Raw genomic sequence first — 15,577 nt, 5'->3', positions numbered from 1 at the left:
CGATGACCGACACGAACACCATCGGAGCGCGGCTGGTCTCGCCGCTGTCCGCGAAGCTCGGCTTCGCCGGGATCATCGCCGATATCGCAGCCACCGCAGCGGCGCGCGAACGCGAACATCGGCTGCCACACGAAGAGATCGCGCAACTCAAGGCGCTCGGCTTCGGCGCGCTGCGTCTGCCGGCCGATGCAGGAGGACACGGCGCGTCGCTTGCCGAAGTCTTCGTCGTGGCGCGCGACGTCGCGGCCGCGGATTCGAACATCGCGCATGCGTTTCGCAATCACTTGTGGCAGGTCGAAGCGGCGCTCCGGCAGCGCGATCATCCTTTCCATGCACACGTGCTCGAACTGACCGGCAAGCGGAAGACCGTGGGCTTAAGCTTCACGGAAACCGATGTCGTCGCGGCAGGCGCGCGTCCCGGCAAGGTTCTCACCCGCCTCGAATGGGACGAAATCCGGCAGGCGTATGTCGGCTCGGGCGACAAGGTCTATGCGACGGGTAATCTGTATAACGATGCATTCATCGGCGTCGCGGTGGAAAGCCGCGCGGGCAGCACCGTGCAATACGTGCTGGAGCGCGGACCGGGCGTCGGCAACGACGACGACTGGCAGGGCTTCGGCCAGCGCCTGACGGGCTCGGGGACAGCAAAGTTCCGCGCTGTCGCCGTGCCCGCCGCGCATGTCTATCCGATCGACCCGCCGCGCTCCGGCGACGCGTCGCCGTGGGGCTTCACCTTTCACCAGGTCTATCTGACCAACTGCATCGCGGGCATTACGCGTCGCGTCGCGCTGGATGCCGTGGAAGTCCTTCGCTCACGCGGGCGGAACTTCTATCACGGCGAAGCCACGCATCCCACCGACGAGCCCGTGTTGCAGGCCTTGCTTGGGCGCATCCGCGCCTACGCGGCCAGCGTCGAAGCGAGCGCAGACCGCGCCGTCGCCGCGTTGCAGCGCGCATGGGACGCATACGCCACCGCCGACGAATACGACACCACGCTCGCCGCCACCTTCGCGGCGGCGGAGGCCAAGGTCGTGATCGACGATCTCGCGCCGCAGATCGCAAGCTGGCTGATCGATCTCGGCTCGGGCTCGGTCGTCTCGCGCGTGGGCGCGCTGGACCGGCACTGGCGCAACATCAAGGTGATCGCCTCGCACAACCCGCGGCTCTACAAGGAGCGCCTGCTCGGACAGAACGCGCTCACGGGACAGCTTCCGCCCACGGGCGCGTTCTTCTGATCGCACGCGACGTTCAAGCAGACAGCAGACGGCGCACGCGCGGCGCGACCTCTTCCGCGAAGAGGCGCATGTCGGCTTCGAACGGCTGAAACTGCAGCATGAAGAGTTCGATGCCCGAGCGATGAAAATCCGCGATGCGCCGCGCGACCGTATCGTAGTCGCCGACGAGTCCCGCCGCCGTGCCGCCATTCGACCCGACGCGCGGCGACCGCGCGAAGGTCCGGTGCATCACCGTGGCGGGATCGGTATTGGCCTTTTGCCGTTCGCGCAGCGGCTTGTCCAGCTCGGCCAGCGTGAACAGGTGATCGAGATGCGCGTCGGCCTGCGCCTGCGTCGCGCGCGCGATGACGAACGCCGACAGGCCGAAGCGCAACGCATCGAGTCCAGCCGGGCGCGCACGCGCGGAGACATCGGCGATCAGGCGTGCGACGTCCTCGGGCGGCTGGCCGTTGATGAACCAGGTGTCGCCGTGCGCGGCCACCAGCGCGCGCGCCGGCTCCGACTCGCCGCCCACGTAAATACGCGGACGCGCGCGAAACGGATCGGCCGGCAGCAGCCGATAGCCGTCAATATGGAAACTGTCGCCGCGATGATTCACGGTCTCGCCGCGCAGCAGTTTGTCGACGACCGTGATCCATTCGCGGCCGTAGGCATAGCGCTCGTCGTGTTCCGCGAAGCCGATGCCGGCGCGTTCCAGCTCCGGACGATTCCACGCGTTCACGAGATTGATCGCGAAGCGCCCGCCGCTGATGTGCTCGATCTGCTGCGCCATCTTCGCGAGCACGACCGGGTGATAGAGATAAGGCTTGATCGCCGCGATGATCTCGATGCGCGACGTGAGCGCCGCGAGCGCCGCCGAGGCCGTCCACGCTTCGAGCTGATCGAACGTCGGATCGTGCGGATTGACCGTGTGCTGAGCGACGAGCACCGAGTCGTAGCCGAGACGCTCGGCTTCGAGCACGAGCGCCTTGTTGCGTGCCCAGGAAGCGTCGTAAGGTTCTGCGGGATCTTGCAAGGCGGCGCGGCTGCCGTGCACGAGCGCCCAGACGCCGAAGCGTGGAAGTTTGGATGACATCGGTTTGAAACGCGAAGAACGCGAAATGGCCGTGATGAAGGATGCTCATGCTAACGCCGCATGCGCGCGTGGCCATCCAATTTCTGACGATATGCAACTGCCGAAAACGCATTAAGAACGGCTGCTAAACTCGAAGCATCGTCAACTTCGATTCACGAATGACCACGATGCCCGATACCGTCCAGCCGGCCGATCTGAGCTTCTTCTCGACGCTGTCCGCCGCTGGCAGCCTGAGCGCGGCGGCACGGGAACTGGGCCTCACGGCGGCGGCCGTCAGCAAGCGCCTCGCGCAGATGGAATCGCGCGCGGGCGTGGCGCTCGTCAACCGCACGACGCGCCGGATGATGCTCACGCCCGAAGGCGAACTGTATCTCGAACATGCGCGCCGGATTCTCGACGAGATCGATGAACTGTCGGAAATGCTCGGCTCCGCGAAGCAAAGTCCGAAAGGCCTGCTGCGCGTGAACGCGACGCTCGGCTTCGGGCGCAGCCACGTCGCGCCGGTGATATCGAAGTTCGTTGCGCACTATCCGCAGGTGTCGGTGCAGCTTCAGTTGTCGGTGACGCCGCCGCCCCTCACCGACGATGCCTTCGATGTCTGCATCCGTTTCGGCGAGCCGCCCGATACGCGCATGGTCGCGAGGCGGCTGGCCGGCAACCGCCGGCTCTTGTGCGCGGCGCCGGCCTATATCGCGTCGCGCGGCATGCCGCTCACCGCGCACGATCTCGCGCGGCACAACTGCATCGGCATCCGGCAGGGCGACGAAGCGTATGGCGTGTGGCGGCTGACATCCGGCCGTGGGACGTCGCGCAAGACCGAGGCCGTGCGGATCAACGGCACGCTCACCACCAACGACGGTGAAATCGCGGTGAAGTGGGCGCTGGAAGGACACGGCATCCTGATGCGCGCCGAATGGGACCTCAAGCCGTATCTGGCAGACGGTTCGCTCGTTCGCGTGCTGCCCGATCACGAAACCCCGAACGCCGATATCTTCGCGGTCTATTCCCAGCGGCATCAGATGTCGAACCGGATTCGCGCGTTCGTCGACTTCATCGCGCACGAACTCCAGAGCGAGTAAGTCCGCTACCAGTTGGAGCTGACCGGCGACGGGCCGTCGGCATGCTGGCCCAGATAAGAGCGCAGATGCTCGACGAAGCACGCCACCTTCGCGGAGAGATTGAGACGCTCGGGATAGACCGCGTAGATATCGGCGGGCGGCGTGTCGTAGTCGGTCAGAACCTGCACCAGCCGGCCGCTGCGAAGATACTTGGCGATATCCCATTCGGCCCGCATCAGGATGCCGTGGCCTTCGAGCGCCCAGTTGAGCGCCACTTCGCCGTCGTTCGTGCTCAGCTTGCCGTGCACCTTGATGGTCTCGGTGCGCCCGCCGCGGCTCAATCGCCAGTTGCCGTAGGCGGCATCATTCTGCCGCAGCACGATGCACTGATGCTGCGTCAGATCGTGCGGATGAGCCGGTGCGCCGGCAGCACGCAAATAGCCGGGCGAAGAAACCAGCAGACGCCGATTGTTCGCGATTTTTTTGGCTATCAGGCGCGAGTCAGGCATCTCGCCGAAACGCACGGACACATCGATGCTGTCATCCGGCAGGCTCACGGGCCGGTCGGTGAGATGCAATTGCACTTCGACATCGGGAAAGTCCTGACTGAACACCGAAATCGCCGGTCCGATGTAGGAACGCCCGAATCCCAGCGGCGCGTTGACCCGCAGCAGGCCTTTCGGCGCGGCGCGGCTGCTCGACACGAGCCGTTCCATGTCGTCGATGTCGCTCAGGATGCGCTGGGCATTGGCGAAATAGACCTCGCCCTCGCTCGTCAGGCTGATGCGCCGCGTCGTCCGGTTCAGCAGGCGCACGCCCAGGCGGTCTTCCAGCGCCGAAAGCCGCCGCGACACCGCCGGCGGCGTCAGATTCAGCTCCCGCGCCGTCGACGCGAGGCTGCCCTGCTTCACCAGCAGGCAGAAGAAGCTCAACTCCGAGTCCATACTCATTCGTGAATTTTTTGCAATGATGAATTAAGTTTAGATAGATTCATACGTGTTTCCATCGGTTTTAACCTTCATTCCAGGCTAGAACGAAGCCGCACAAGACGGCTGACATCCATAGGTCATCGGAAAAAGGAGACATTCCATGGACAAGGATCTGGAAAGACGCACCTTGCGCAAGGTGAGCTGGCGCATCGTGCCGTTCATCATGCTGCTGTACTTCATCGCTTACATCGACCGGGTCAACATCGGCTTCGCTTCCCTCACGATGAAAACGGATCTGGGCTTCACCGCCTCGATTCTCGGCTTCGGCGCCGGCATCTTCTTCTGGGGCTACTTTCTGTTCGAAGTGCCCTCCAACATCATCCTGCACAAGGTCGGCGCGCGCATGTGGATTGCCCGCGTGATGGTCACGTGGGGCATCATTTCCGCGACGATGGCCTTCGTCACGGGACCGACCAGCTTCTACGTCGTGCGCTTTCTGCTCGGCGCGGCGGAAGCCGGCTTCTTCCCCGGCATCATCCTGTATCTCAGCTACTGGTTCCCGGCGCGGCACCGCGCGGGCGTGGTGGCGCTCTTCATGGCCGCCGCGCCGATCTCGACCGCGCTCGGCTCGCCGCTTTCGGCCGCGTTGCTCGAAATGAACGGCGTGATGGGTCTGCGCGGCTGGCAGTGGATGTTCGTTCTCGAAGCCGTGCCCGCGCTCATTCTCGGGGTCGTCGTGTTCTTCTACATGACGGACAAACCCGAAAAGGCCAAGTGGCTCAAGGACGACGAACGCGCGTGGCTCGTCAACGTGATGAACACCGAAACCGCCAACCGGGCCACCGGCGGCAAGCACGGCATCATCAGCGGCCTCGCGAATCCGCGTGTCCTCGCGCTGTCGCTGATCTACTTCGGCACGTCGGCCGGCCTGTACACGCTCGGCATCTGGGCGCCGCAGATCATCAAGCAACTGGGCGTTGCGTCAATGACAGTCGGCCTGCTCAACGCGATTCCGCCCGTCATCTCGGTGATCGCAATGGTGTTCTGGTCGCGCCACTCCGACCGCACCGGCGAGCGCACCTGGCACGTCGTGCTGGCCTGCGTCGCGGCGACGATCGGTCTCGTGATCGCGGCGCTCGCCAATAGCGTCGTCGGGCTGATCGCCGCGCTGACGCTCGTGAATATCGGCATCAGTTGCGCGAAGCCGCCTCTGTGGACCATGCCGACGACCTTCCTGTCCGGCGCGGCGGCGGCGACCGGCATCGCCACCATCAATTCGATCGGCAATCTCGGCGGCTTCGTCGGCCCGGCGATGATCGGCTGGGTGAAGGACCGCACGGGCAGCTTCAGCGGCGGACTCTACTTCGTTGCGGGCCTGCTCGTGCTCTCCGCCGTGCTCACGCTCATGCTGGCCCGTTCGCAGAAAGCGCCCATCACGCCCGGCAACGCGGCCGTGCACTAAAAAACGAAACGCGTGTCCCCCAACTCAATGCGTCATACGTCGTCAGAGGAATGCAACATGGAAAAGGAAGCAGCCATTCAGTCCGTCACGGACACCATGGCGAAATTCACCGCCTATATCGGCAAGCGTCTGCCGAAGGACGTGAAGGCCAAGCTCGCGGAATTGCGCACGATGGAAACGAATCCGCTCGCCAAGTCGATCTACGACTCGATGCACGGCAATCAGGAAGCCGCCGACAAGCTCGACCGTCCGAGCTGTCAGGACACGGGCGTGATCCAGTATTTCGTCGAGTCCGGCGCGAATTTTCCGCTGCTCGGCGAACTGGAGGAAATCCTGCGCGAAGCCACGGCGGGCGCGACCCGCATGGGCCCGCTGCGCCACAACGCCGTCGAAACCTTCGACGAGAAGAACACCGGCACCAACACGGGCACGCAGATTCCGTGGCTCGACTGGCGCATCGTTCCGGAAAAGGATAGCTGCACCATCGACGTCTATATGGCCGGCGGCGGCTGCACGCTGCCCGGCGCGGCCAAGGTGCTGATGCCGGGCCAAGGCTACGAAGGCGTCGCGGAATTCGTCATGGACGTCATCACGGAACGCGGCGTGAACGCGTGCCCGCCGCTGCTCGTCGGCATCGGCGTGTCGACGTCGGTCGAGACCGCGGCGCGCCTCTCCAAGCTGGCGATCCTGCGCCCCGTCGATTCGAAGAGCGACAATCCGCGCGCCGCGCTGATGGAGGAATTGCTGGAGGACGGGCTCAACGAGATCGGCATCGGCCCGCAAGGCCTGAAGGGCAACAACAGCGTGATGGGCGTGAATATCGAATCGTCGGCGCGGCATCCCTCGACCATCGGCGTCGCGGTCAATACGGGTTGCTGGGCGCACCGGCGCGGCAAGATCCGCATCAACGCCGACCTGTCCTATGAAGTGCTTTCCCACGAAGGAGTGGTGCTGTGAAAAAGGTTCTGACGACCCCCATCAAAAGCGAAGACCTCGAAGATCTGAAGGCCGGCGACGTCGTCTATCTGACCGGACGGCTGGTCACCTGTCGCGATGTCGCGCACCGCAGACTGATCGAGCAAGGCCGGGAACTTCCCGTCGATCTCGACGGCGGCGCGATCTTCCACGCGGGACCGATCGTCCGGAAGAAGGACGACGGCAGTTTCGAAATGGTCTCCATCGGACCCACGACCAGCATGCGGATGGAGAAGTTCGAGCGCGAGTTCATCGAGCAGACCGGCGTGAAGCTGATCGTCGGCAAAGGCGGCATGGGGCCCGAGACGGCTGCGGGCTGCATGGAACACAAGGCCGTGCACGCGATTTTTCCGGGCGGATGCGCGGTACTGGCGGCGACGCTTGTCGAGGAAATCGAAGGCGCGGAATGGCAGGATCTGGGCATGCCGGAAACCCTGTGGATCAACCGGGTCAGGGAGTTCGGCCCGCTGATCATTTCCATCGACACCAAGGGCAACAACCTTATTCAGGACAACAAGGCTGTGTTCAACGAGAAGAAAAAGCCCATTCTGGACAGGATCAGCCGGGAACTCGGCTTCATCCGTTGAGCGGCGTCGCGGCAGGCCAGAACGTTTTTTGGCCTGCCGCGACAGCAGGTTCGGGTTTTCCCGCGCGGGGTTAGCTAACCGGGCGCAGATACGTCAGCAGCATGTCGAGATGCATCGCCGCGATGGACGCCTGATGTTCCTGCTCGGCGTAATTGCGCCCCGTGAAAATATCAATAGTGAAACGGTTGGACACGATGTAATACCCCATGCCGACCAGCGTCACATAGAAGTCCAGCGGATCGATGCCCTGCCGGAACTGTCCCGACGACATGCCCCGCTCGAGGGTGACGCGCAACAGATCGACCACCGGCGAGATGGTTTCGCGCAAGTGGCTCGAACGCTCCAGATAGCGCCCTTCGTGCAGGTTTTCGTTATTGATGAGGCTCAGCCACTCCGGATTTTCCCGCAAGTGCGTCCAGATGGACTTCGCCAGTTCGCGGATGGCGTCGGCCGGTTGCAGGCCGGACAGATCAAGCCCCGCCTCCCGCTCCGCGAACTGCGCGTACATGGCTTCGAGCACCGCGACGTACAGGCCTTCCTTGCTCGCGAAGTAGTAGTAGAGCATGCGCTCGTTCGTGCCGGCCGCCGTGGCGATGGCGTCGACCCGCGCCCCTGCGAGGCCGAGCTTCGTGAACTGCTCGGTGGCGGCCTCCAGAATGCGCCGCCGCGTACCTTCGGGGTCTCGTTTTGCTCGTTGTTCGCTCATGTCTTTGCCGGCTTCGGATGGAATTGCGACGGTCATTTAATCACTCCCATTATGCCGAGCGTCATGGCTCCGAGGATAGACCCGGGTATACGGAATGTGCCGCCTTGACGACGAGAAAATGAAACGCTAGCGAAGCTACAGCCGCCTACGATCTCTGCGCGCTCAAGGATCGCGGGAAAACGCCGTTAACTGCGACACGACGTTCCCGAGCATAACCGACCTGGAGCGCTCAGCCATGAGTCGTAGTCAAATTGTTCCGTTCGCGCGCGCCGAGGCCGATGACAGTTTCATCGGCAACTCGACGGCGTTTCAGCAACTCGTCCGCACGATCGACCGGATCGCGCCGACCGATCACGCCGTGCTCATCTTCGGCCCGACGGGTTCCGGCAAGGAGCTGGTCGCGCGCCGCGTGCACGCCGGCAGTCTGCAGCGCGATCAGCCTTTCGTCGACGTAAACTGCGGCGCGATTCCCGAGCATCTTGTCGAGGCCGAGCTGTTCGGCCACGTCAAGGGCGCGTTCACCGGCGCCGGCGAGACGCGCCAGGGCCTGTTCCAGCAAGTCGGCAAGGGCACGCTGCTGCTCGACGAAATCGGCGAACTGCCGCTCGCATTGCAGCCGAAGCTGCTGCGCGTGCTGGAGACGCGCACGTTCCGGCCGGTCGGCTCATCGACGAATCTGCGCTTCGAAGGGCGAATCGTCGCGGCGACGCATCGCGATCTGCGCGAGCTGGCGAACGACGGCCGCTTTCGCGAAGACCTTTATTATCGGCTTGCCGTGTTCGTGCTGGCCGTGCCCGGGCTCGAACAGCGTGTCGAGGACATTCCCGCGCTCATCGCCCACTTCGCCGCGCAGCATCCGCGCAAGCTCGAGTTCTCCGCGGCGGCGCTCAGGCAGTTGTGCGCGCATCCGTGGCCGGGGCACATTCGCCAGTTGCGCAATCTCGTCAGCCGCCTGAGCGTGCTCGCGGAAAGCACGCGCATCGACGTCGAAGCGCTCGCACCGCTGCTCGCCAGCGACAAGGTCGAGCCGGTCGCGCGCGTGAGTCTGGCGGACATGCTGCTGCAACTGGAGGGACGGGACAAGCTCGCGGCCGCCGAAGATCTGCTCGTCGACCGCGCGCTCGAACGCACCGGCGGCAACAAGAGCGCTGCGGCGGCGTTGCTGGGCGTGGGGCGCAAGATGGTCGAGCGGCGGCTGAAGGCGCGCGAGCAGTTTCATCTGAAGGCACGCGGCGATCTGGAGCGCGCGAACGCGCTCATCGAGGACTCGCGGTTCGCGGAGGCCGTTCCCCTGCTTCGCCGTTGTCTGAACACGCTGCAAGGAAACGGCGATCAGGACGATGTGCGCCGTCTTCAGTTCGACGCTTACCGTTTGCTCGGCATGAGTCTGCGCAGCGTGCATGGCTGGCTGCACGCCGAAGCGACCGCGTGCTATGCGGCCGCGCTGGGCATCGGCGAAGGACTCTGCGATGCGCGCGAAATCGCGATGATCCAGTTCGGCATCTGGACGACGCAACTCACCACGCTGCAACTCAAGCCAGCGCGCGCGACGGCGCAGGACATGCTGCAGCGTGCCCAGAACAGCGGCGATCGCGTCGCGCTCGATGAGGCCCACGTCGCGCTGACCAACACGCTGTTCTGGCTTGGCGACAGCGAAGAGGCGCTCGCCTGCCTCACGCGCGGCAATCTCGCGGGCATCGGGCGGCACGATACGCGCACCGGTTCGCAAGGCATCGATCTGGCGGCGCTGGCCCTGACGCTCGAAGGGCTCTCGGCCTTTCATACGGGCGCCTTCGATCAGGCGCGTCACGCCATGACGATGCTGATCGAACGTGTGTCGGAGGCGGGAGGACATGCGTTTGCTCACGCGGTCAATCTGCAGGGCGCGGCCTGGCTCGCGTGCCTGTTCGACGACATGGACCGGCTCGGCCGCCTCGCGAGCGAACTCGAAGGCATATCGATCACGCATGGCTTCGCTTTCTATCGGGGCGTGGGACAGGTGCTGCGCGGGTGCCATTTGACATCGCTCGATCGTTACGACGAAGCGGAGACCGTCATGCTCGATGGCTTCGACAACCACATGGTCGGCAACGGCGGCGCCCTGTTCTTCTCGTTCAAGGCGTGGCAGCACGGCGAACTGCTGTTGCGCGCCGGTCGCGCCGAAGCCTGCAAGGTCATGATCGCCGATGCGATCGAGGAAACGCTGGCGCGTCAGGAGCGCGTCTATATGGGCGAATTGCTCGTCACGCAGGCGCGCGCCCACTGGGCGCTCGGCGATCTGAGCGCGGCGGAGTCGGGATTGCGCACCGCGCTATCGACGGCGCTCGCGCTCGGTTCGATGCCCGCACGCATCGACGCTGCGCGCCATCTCGCCTTGCTCCTGCGTACGACGGGCCGTATCGGCGAGAGCATCGACACGCTCGAGCGCGGACTGCGCACGCTCGCGCCCGGCGCCACGCCCCGCGTGAATGCAGCGATGGATCTGCTGGCCGAGCTTCGGCAGGAAGCGTGTTCGCGCATGACCGGGACGTGAGCGATGTGGACGGAATCGTCCACATGGGTTCGATGGTGCGGACGCGACAGTCCACATTTGCTCATCTCGTTGCTGCGATTGAGTAGCGTCCCGCACTGCGCGCAGTCTCTGGCACAGCGATTGCTTCCTTCCACGCGATGTCGAGAGGGCCGTTCGGTCCACCTTCAAACCTATTCGCTTCGGATGCGCGCATTCGTCTGGGACCATGCTTCAATTCATCATCGAAAAAGATCTTCTGCATCTCGAACGAATCGTTCAGCAGGCTTCCGACGGCACGTTTCCGTTCACGTACTGGCATGCGCGCATCGATGCGCTCAGAACGCCGACGATGACGCCGCCGATCACGCGGCGCATCGACCGGCTCAAGGATGTGTTGTCGGCGCTCGAGGCGCGCATGCGATAAGGACCAGTGCGCCCAGCAGGAGCACGCCCGTCACGAGATAGAGGCCCGACGTGAGTGAGCCCGTCGCGGTCTTGAGCCAGCCCATCGCGAACGGACTTGCGAAGCCGCCCACCAGACCGAGGCTGTTAATGAACGCGATCGCGACCGCGGCCGACGGAGTCCCCGAGAAGTAATCGGTCGCGATCGACCAGAACAATGGCATCGTGGCGAAGATGCCGGTCGCGGCCACGGTGAGCAGGACGATGGTCACCGATACGTCCTTGGGCGCATGAGGCAGCAACGCAAGCGCGAGCGCACCGGCCATGGCAGCGAGCGACGTGTGCCACCGCCGTTCCATCGTCCGGTCCGAATTGCGGCACAGCCAGACCATGCCTGCTGCACTGATCCCGTATGGAATCGCGGAATACCAGCCGATGCGCGCGACATCCGTGACGCCGCTCGACTTGAGCACGGTCGGCAGCCAGAAACTCACGGCGTATGTTCCGCAGATGAAGGCGAAATAGGCGAACGCCATGACGCACAGCCGCGGGCTCGTCATCGCCGTACGCAAGCTGGAGTCGGCACGGGAAACATTCCTTTCCGACTCGGTCATTAACGCATGGCTCAGCCGTTCGCGCTCGTCGGCGGTGAGCCACTTCGCTTTCTTCGCGTTGTCATCGAGATAGGCGATGGCGACGATCCCGAGCAGCACCGCCGGCGCCGCCTCGATGATGTAGAGCCATTGCCAGCCAGCCATGCCGAGGCCGCTGACACTCGACATCGCCCAGCCGGACACCGGTCCGCCGAAGAGGCCGGCGATCGGGATGCCTGTCATGAAAATGCCGAGCATGTGACCGCGCCTCGACTCCGGGAACCAGCAGCCGATGTAGTAGACGACGCCCGGAAAGAAACCCGCTTCGAACACGCCGAGGAGAAATCGAAGAACATAGAATTCGGTGGGACTCGACACGCGTGCCATCAGACATCCCACGATGCCCCAGCAAATCATGATTCGCGCGATCGTCTTCTTCGCGCCGAAGCGTTCGAGAATCATGTTGCTCGGCACTTCGAACAGAAAGTATCCGATGAAGAAGATGCCCGCGCCCAGTCCATACACCGTGTCGCTGAAACCGAGCGCTTCCTGCATCTGCAGTTTGGCAAAGCCGACGTTGATGCGGTCGAGATAGGCCACCACATAGCAAATGAATAATAGCGGAATGAGCCGCCACGCGACTTTTCTGTATAGCCGGGATTGAGCTTGCGCCTCCGATGTGTCGCCAATCAGATCGCTTGCGAGCGGCTGAATCTTTCTGTACATGTCTTCTCCCTGCATTGCGGGCTTATGGTGTTTTCAGATGGCCTGGCGTGAATCACACAGACCAGACTTCGCCCAGCAGGCGAAGCCAGTTTTCGCCAAGCACTTTCTCGATGACACGCTCCGGAATATCTGCGGATTGCATCGCGCGGGTGAGGTTCGGGAATTCGCCGATCGTCCTCAAACCGAGCGGATTCAAAACCGTTCCGAAGTCGGTCAGCTTCCGGTAAGCGCCTTTGTCGTGGCTGATCCAGTCGTAGAAGCCTTTGTCGTAGCCCTGAGTGAAATCGGTTCCGATGCCTACGGCATCCTCACCCACGACATCGATCACGTATCGAATCGCCTCGACGTAGTCTTCGATCGTCGAATTCGGACCGTTTTTCAGGAATGGCGAGAACATGGTCACACCGACGAATCCGCCGTGGTCGGCGATGAAACGCAATTCCTCATCGGACTTGTTGCGCGGATGCTCTTTCAGTCCGGATGGAAGACAGTGGGAATAGCAGACCGGCTTTCTCGATGCCAGAATCGCTTCCCGCGACGTGTTCGGCCCTACGTGCGAGAGGTCGACCAGAATGCCGACACGATTCATTTCCTCGACGATCTCGTGTCCGAAGCCCGATAGCCCGCCGTCACGCTCATAACAACCCGTGCCGATGAGGTTTTGCGTGTTATAGGCGAGTTGCGAGATTCCCACGCCGAGTTCCTTGAAGATTCCGACATACTCGACGCGATCCTCGAACGCATGACTGTTCTGGAAACCGAGGATGATCGCCGTCTTCCCTGAGCGCTTCGCGGCGCGAATGTCGTCCACCGACCGCGCAAGCGTCACCAGTTCGCTGCTCGCCGCGACCAGCTTCTTCATCTCGATGATGTTGTCGACCGTACCAAGGAAGTCCTCCCAGATGGATACCGTGCAGTTCGCGGCCGTCAGTCCGCCGCGGCTCATGTCCTCGAAGATCGATCGGTCCCATCTGGAAACGATGAGACCGTCCATCACGATGCAACGCTCGTGCAGTGTCATTGCTCTTCCCTCTTTTCGACTGGCTGTCCGTGTGAGAGCAATGTATGCTTGTCAATTACATAGGTCTATACGTATCGGTTACCTAGGTAAATGTCCACGCCAGCGCCGCCGCTCGACTACAAAGATGTCTTCCTGAAGCTGCCGACTGCGGTCATCGTTGCGCGTGAGCGCATCATGGTCGACTGCAACGACAGGGCGCTCGCCCTCTTTCGGGCCACACGAAGCGACATCGTGAATCAATCGTTCGCTGTCCTCTATCCCGAGCAGAAGGATTTCGCGAGCACGGGTCGCCGGATCGCCCCATTGATCGCGAAACGCGCGGTGTTCAGCGACGACCGCATCATGCGGCGTATCGACGGCAGTCATTTCTGGGTGACGGTATGCGGATTCGGCTTCAATCCGAAGCGCCCCTATGAGCTGGCTCTGTGGACTTTCACGGATCTCTCGAAGCAGGAGAAGCAATCGGACGTCGCGAGTCTGCTGACCGAGCGCGAACGCGACGTCGCTGCTCTGGTCGTGCACGGTATGACGAGCAAGGAGATCGGAAGAGAACTCGATATCAGCCCGCGCACAGTCGACATCCATCGGGCAAGTCTCTTGCGAAAATACGAAGTGAAAACCACCACTGAGTTGATCAAGCAACTTCTCGCCTGACAATTTCGCGCCATCGAACCTGCCATGACATCGGAAAACCGACGACTCGATCAAGCCCGCCGCCTGCTCGCCCTCGCCCAGACAGGCCTGCACTACACCACCGCCGTGTTCGACAAGGAACGCTACGAAGAAATCGCGGCAATCGCCCACGAGCAGCTCGCCGATCTCGCGTCGATGGAAACCGGCGATCTCGCCGAACTATTCGCATTCGAAACGGGCTACGCCAATCCCAAGCTCGACGTCAGATGCGCCGTGTTCAACGAAGCCGGACACATACTGCTCGTGCGCGAGGCCGCCGATGGTTTGTGGTCCCTGCCCGGCGGCTGGGCCGACGTCGGAGCGTCTCCGGCGGAAAACGCGGCCAGGGAAGTCCGCGAGGAAAGCGGCTATACCGTCCAGATCGTGCGGCTGCTCGCCGCGTGGGACATGGCGAAGCATCCGCATCCGCCGTCGGTCTTTCACATCTGGAAGCTCGTTTTTCTCGGCGAGATTCGTCAGAGTGGCGCGACGGTCGGCACGGAAACCGATGCGGTCGGATTCTTCAGTCCCGATGCTCTTCCCGCGCTGTCGCTCGGCCGGATCATGCCCGAGCAGATCCGGCGCCTGGACGAACTCCGACATTGCAACACCGTGGACTTCGACTGAGACCCCACCGCCCGACCGGTGGTAATCTGTGTGGCGATTCGCCGATTGCTTCGCGAGGAGGACCTCATGCCGGCCCGCTCGATCGCCTCACTGTCGTTGTCCTTCGGACTCGTCTCGATTCCCGTCAAGCTCTACTCCGCGACGGAAAGCGCGTCGGACGTCCGCTTCAATCTGCTCGCCCCCGATGGCGCGCGCGTCAAGCAGCAGTACGTCTCGGACTCGACAGGCGAGGTCGTCGAGCGTTCGTCCATGAAAAAGGGCTACGAGTTCGAGAAAGGCCGCTATGTCGTCTTCACCGGCGATGAACTCAAGGCGCTGGAGGAAGGCGCGAGCCACGTCGTCGAAATCGTCTCGTTCGTCCCCGAGAAATCGGTCGATCCGATCTTCTACGACAAAGCCTATTTCATCGCGCCCGACAAGCGCGGCGGCAAGCCATACAGCCTGCTGCAACAGGCCCTGGCGCAAAGCGGACGATGCGCACTCGCCAAATGGTCCTACAAGGGCAAGACGAGAATCGTGCAGGTGCGTCCCGCCGAAGACGGCATGGTCTTCCAGCAACTGCTGTTCGCCGATGAAGTGCGCTCGCTCAAGGATCTGAACATCGAACAGGCGCCGGTTTCGGCGGCGGAACTGAAGCTCGCGCTCCAGATCATCGAACAGGGCACCGAGGACGCCTACGATGCGTCCGCCTACGAAGATGAGGAAAAGAAACGCGTCCTCGCCGCCATCGACCGGAAGATCGAGGGCAAGGAAATCATTTCTCCCGAAGCCGAAGAACCCGCGAGCGGCGGCGAAGTCATCGATCTGATGGACGCGTTGCGCGCGAGCCTCGGCAAGTCCAACGGCAAAGCCAAGGCCGCCGCGCCAGCGAAGCGCAAGACCGCCGCGCAAACAGAAGAAGTCATCGACGTGCCGAAAGTCAGAAAGCCCGCCGCGCGCGCGCCGAAGGTGCCGGTCGAAGCGCCGGCCAGAACGCGTGCCCGCAAGTGACAAGGGG

General features: G+C 63.1%; 15 protein-coding genes. 10 read left to right on the top strand and 5 right to left on the bottom strand.

The features are described 5' to 3' along the window. Nucleotides 1-2: 2 nt before the first annotated feature. Nucleotides 3-1,235, top strand: a complete 1,233-nt coding sequence (locus tag BTHE68_RS28440) for an acyl-CoA dehydrogenase family protein (protein ID WP_162069630.1) — start codon at nucleotides 3-5, stop codon at nucleotides 1,233-1,235. A gap of 13 nt (nucleotides 1,236-1,248) precedes the next feature. On the opposite strand, the gene BTHE68_RS28435 is transcribed toward BTHE68_RS28440, so the two are convergent. Beyond that, a complete protein-coding gene (locus BTHE68_RS28435; RefSeq protein WP_162069629.1) occupies nucleotides 1,249-2,310 on the bottom strand; it encodes an LLM class flavin-dependent oxidoreductase in 1,062 nt (353 codons plus the stop codon). Between the two features lie 167 nt (nucleotides 2,311-2,477). Here BTHE68_RS28435 and BTHE68_RS28430 point away from each other — a divergent pair, with 167 nt between their 5' ends. Beyond that, a complete protein-coding gene (locus tag BTHE68_RS28430; RefSeq protein ID WP_162069729.1) occupies nucleotides 2,478-3,389 on the top strand; it encodes a LysR family transcriptional regulator in 912 nt (303 codons plus the stop codon). A gap of 5 nt (nucleotides 3,390-3,394) precedes the next feature. Here BTHE68_RS28430 and BTHE68_RS28425 read toward each other — a convergent pair whose 3' ends face one another. Continuing rightward, the gene (locus tag BTHE68_RS28425) at nucleotides 3,395-4,318 is read right to left on the bottom strand and encodes a LysR family transcriptional regulator (RefSeq protein ID WP_162069628.1); all 924 of its coding nucleotides are present in this window, start codon (nucleotides 4,316-4,318) and stop codon (nucleotides 3,395-3,397) included. Nucleotides 4,319-4,457: 139 nt separating this feature from the next. On the opposite strand from BTHE68_RS28425, the gene BTHE68_RS28420 reads away from it, so the two are divergent. From BTHE68_RS28420 to ttdB, 3 genes are read left to right on the top strand one after another with little or no spacing between them, the layout of a single operon-like run. Next, a complete protein-coding gene (locus tag BTHE68_RS28420; protein ID WP_162069627.1) occupies nucleotides 4,458-5,759 on the top strand; it encodes an MFS transporter in 1,302 nt (433 codons plus the stop codon). Nucleotides 5,760-5,816: 57 nt separating this feature from the next. Further along, a complete protein-coding gene (gene ttdA, locus BTHE68_RS28415; protein WP_061177926.1) occupies nucleotides 5,817-6,716 on the top strand; it encodes a L(+)-tartrate dehydratase subunit alpha in 900 nt (299 codons plus the stop codon). Beyond that, a complete protein-coding gene (gene ttdB, locus BTHE68_RS28410; RefSeq protein ID WP_162069626.1) occupies nucleotides 6,713-7,321 on the top strand; it encodes a L(+)-tartrate dehydratase subunit beta in 609 nt (202 codons plus the stop codon). Before ttdA ends, ttdB begins: the two co-directional genes overlap by 4 nt. A 70-nt stretch (nucleotides 7,322-7,391) precedes the next feature. On the opposite strand, the gene BTHE68_RS28405 is transcribed toward ttdB, so the two are convergent. After that, nucleotides 7,392-8,027, bottom strand: coding sequence for a TetR/AcrR family transcriptional regulator (locus BTHE68_RS28405; RefSeq protein ID WP_162069625.1), 636 nt, complete (start codon nucleotides 8,025-8,027; stop codon nucleotides 7,392-7,394). A gap of 235 nt (nucleotides 8,028-8,262) precedes the next feature. On the opposite strand from BTHE68_RS28405, the gene BTHE68_RS28400 reads away from it, so the two are divergent. Continuing rightward, nucleotides 8,263-10,560: a sigma-54-dependent transcriptional regulator gene (locus BTHE68_RS28400; protein WP_162069624.1), complete on the top strand. Its 2,298-nt coding sequence runs from the start codon at nucleotides 8,263-8,265 to the stop codon at nucleotides 10,558-10,560. A gap of 205 nt (nucleotides 10,561-10,765) precedes the next feature. Continuing rightward, on the top strand, nucleotides 10,766-10,963 hold the full coding sequence (locus tag BTHE68_RS28395; protein ID WP_162069623.1) for a hypothetical protein: 198 nt from the start codon (nucleotides 10,766-10,768) through the stop codon (nucleotides 10,961-10,963). On the opposite strand, the gene BTHE68_RS28390 is transcribed toward BTHE68_RS28395, so the two are convergent. Together BTHE68_RS28390 and BTHE68_RS28385 are read right to left on the bottom strand one after the other, a co-directional pair. Beyond that, on the bottom strand, nucleotides 10,923-12,260 hold the full coding sequence (locus BTHE68_RS28390) for an MFS transporter (RefSeq protein WP_162069622.1): 1,338 nt from the start codon (nucleotides 12,258-12,260) through the stop codon (nucleotides 10,923-10,925). The genes BTHE68_RS28395 and BTHE68_RS28390 overlap by 41 nt on opposite strands. Before the next feature lie 52 nt (nucleotides 12,261-12,312). After that, nucleotides 12,313-13,281: a dipeptidase gene (locus BTHE68_RS28385; RefSeq protein WP_162069621.1), complete on the bottom strand. Its 969-nt coding sequence runs from the start codon at nucleotides 13,279-13,281 to the stop codon at nucleotides 12,313-12,315. Between the two features lie 90 nt (nucleotides 13,282-13,371). Here BTHE68_RS28385 and BTHE68_RS28380 point away from each other — a divergent pair, with 90 nt between their 5' ends. From BTHE68_RS28380 to ku, 3 genes are all read left to right on the top strand, one after another. After that, nucleotides 13,372-13,935 (top strand): PAS and helix-turn-helix domain-containing protein, encoded by a 564-nt coding sequence (locus BTHE68_RS28380; RefSeq protein ID WP_162069620.1) that lies wholly within the window; start codon nucleotides 13,372-13,374, stop codon nucleotides 13,933-13,935. Between the two features lie 24 nt (nucleotides 13,936-13,959). Beyond that, entirely contained in the window at nucleotides 13,960-14,580 is a 621-nt protein-coding gene (locus tag BTHE68_RS28375; protein ID WP_162069619.1) for an NUDIX hydrolase, read from the top strand. 66 nt (nucleotides 14,581-14,646) lie between these two features. Continuing rightward, the gene (gene ku / locus BTHE68_RS28370; RefSeq protein WP_162069618.1) at nucleotides 14,647-15,570 is read left to right on the top strand and encodes a non-homologous end joining protein Ku; all 924 of its coding nucleotides are present in this window, start codon (nucleotides 14,647-14,649) and stop codon (nucleotides 15,568-15,570) included. The last annotated feature ends 7 nt before the right edge of the window (nucleotides 15,571-15,577 follow it).

It is taken from the genome of Burkholderia sp. THE68 (genome assembly GCF_009938265.1).
Classification (GTDB): domain Bacteria; phylum Pseudomonadota; class Gammaproteobacteria; order Burkholderiales; family Burkholderiaceae; genus Caballeronia.
Note: the sequence above shows the minus strand (reverse complement) of the source record. Positions and strands in the feature narration are given on the sequence as shown.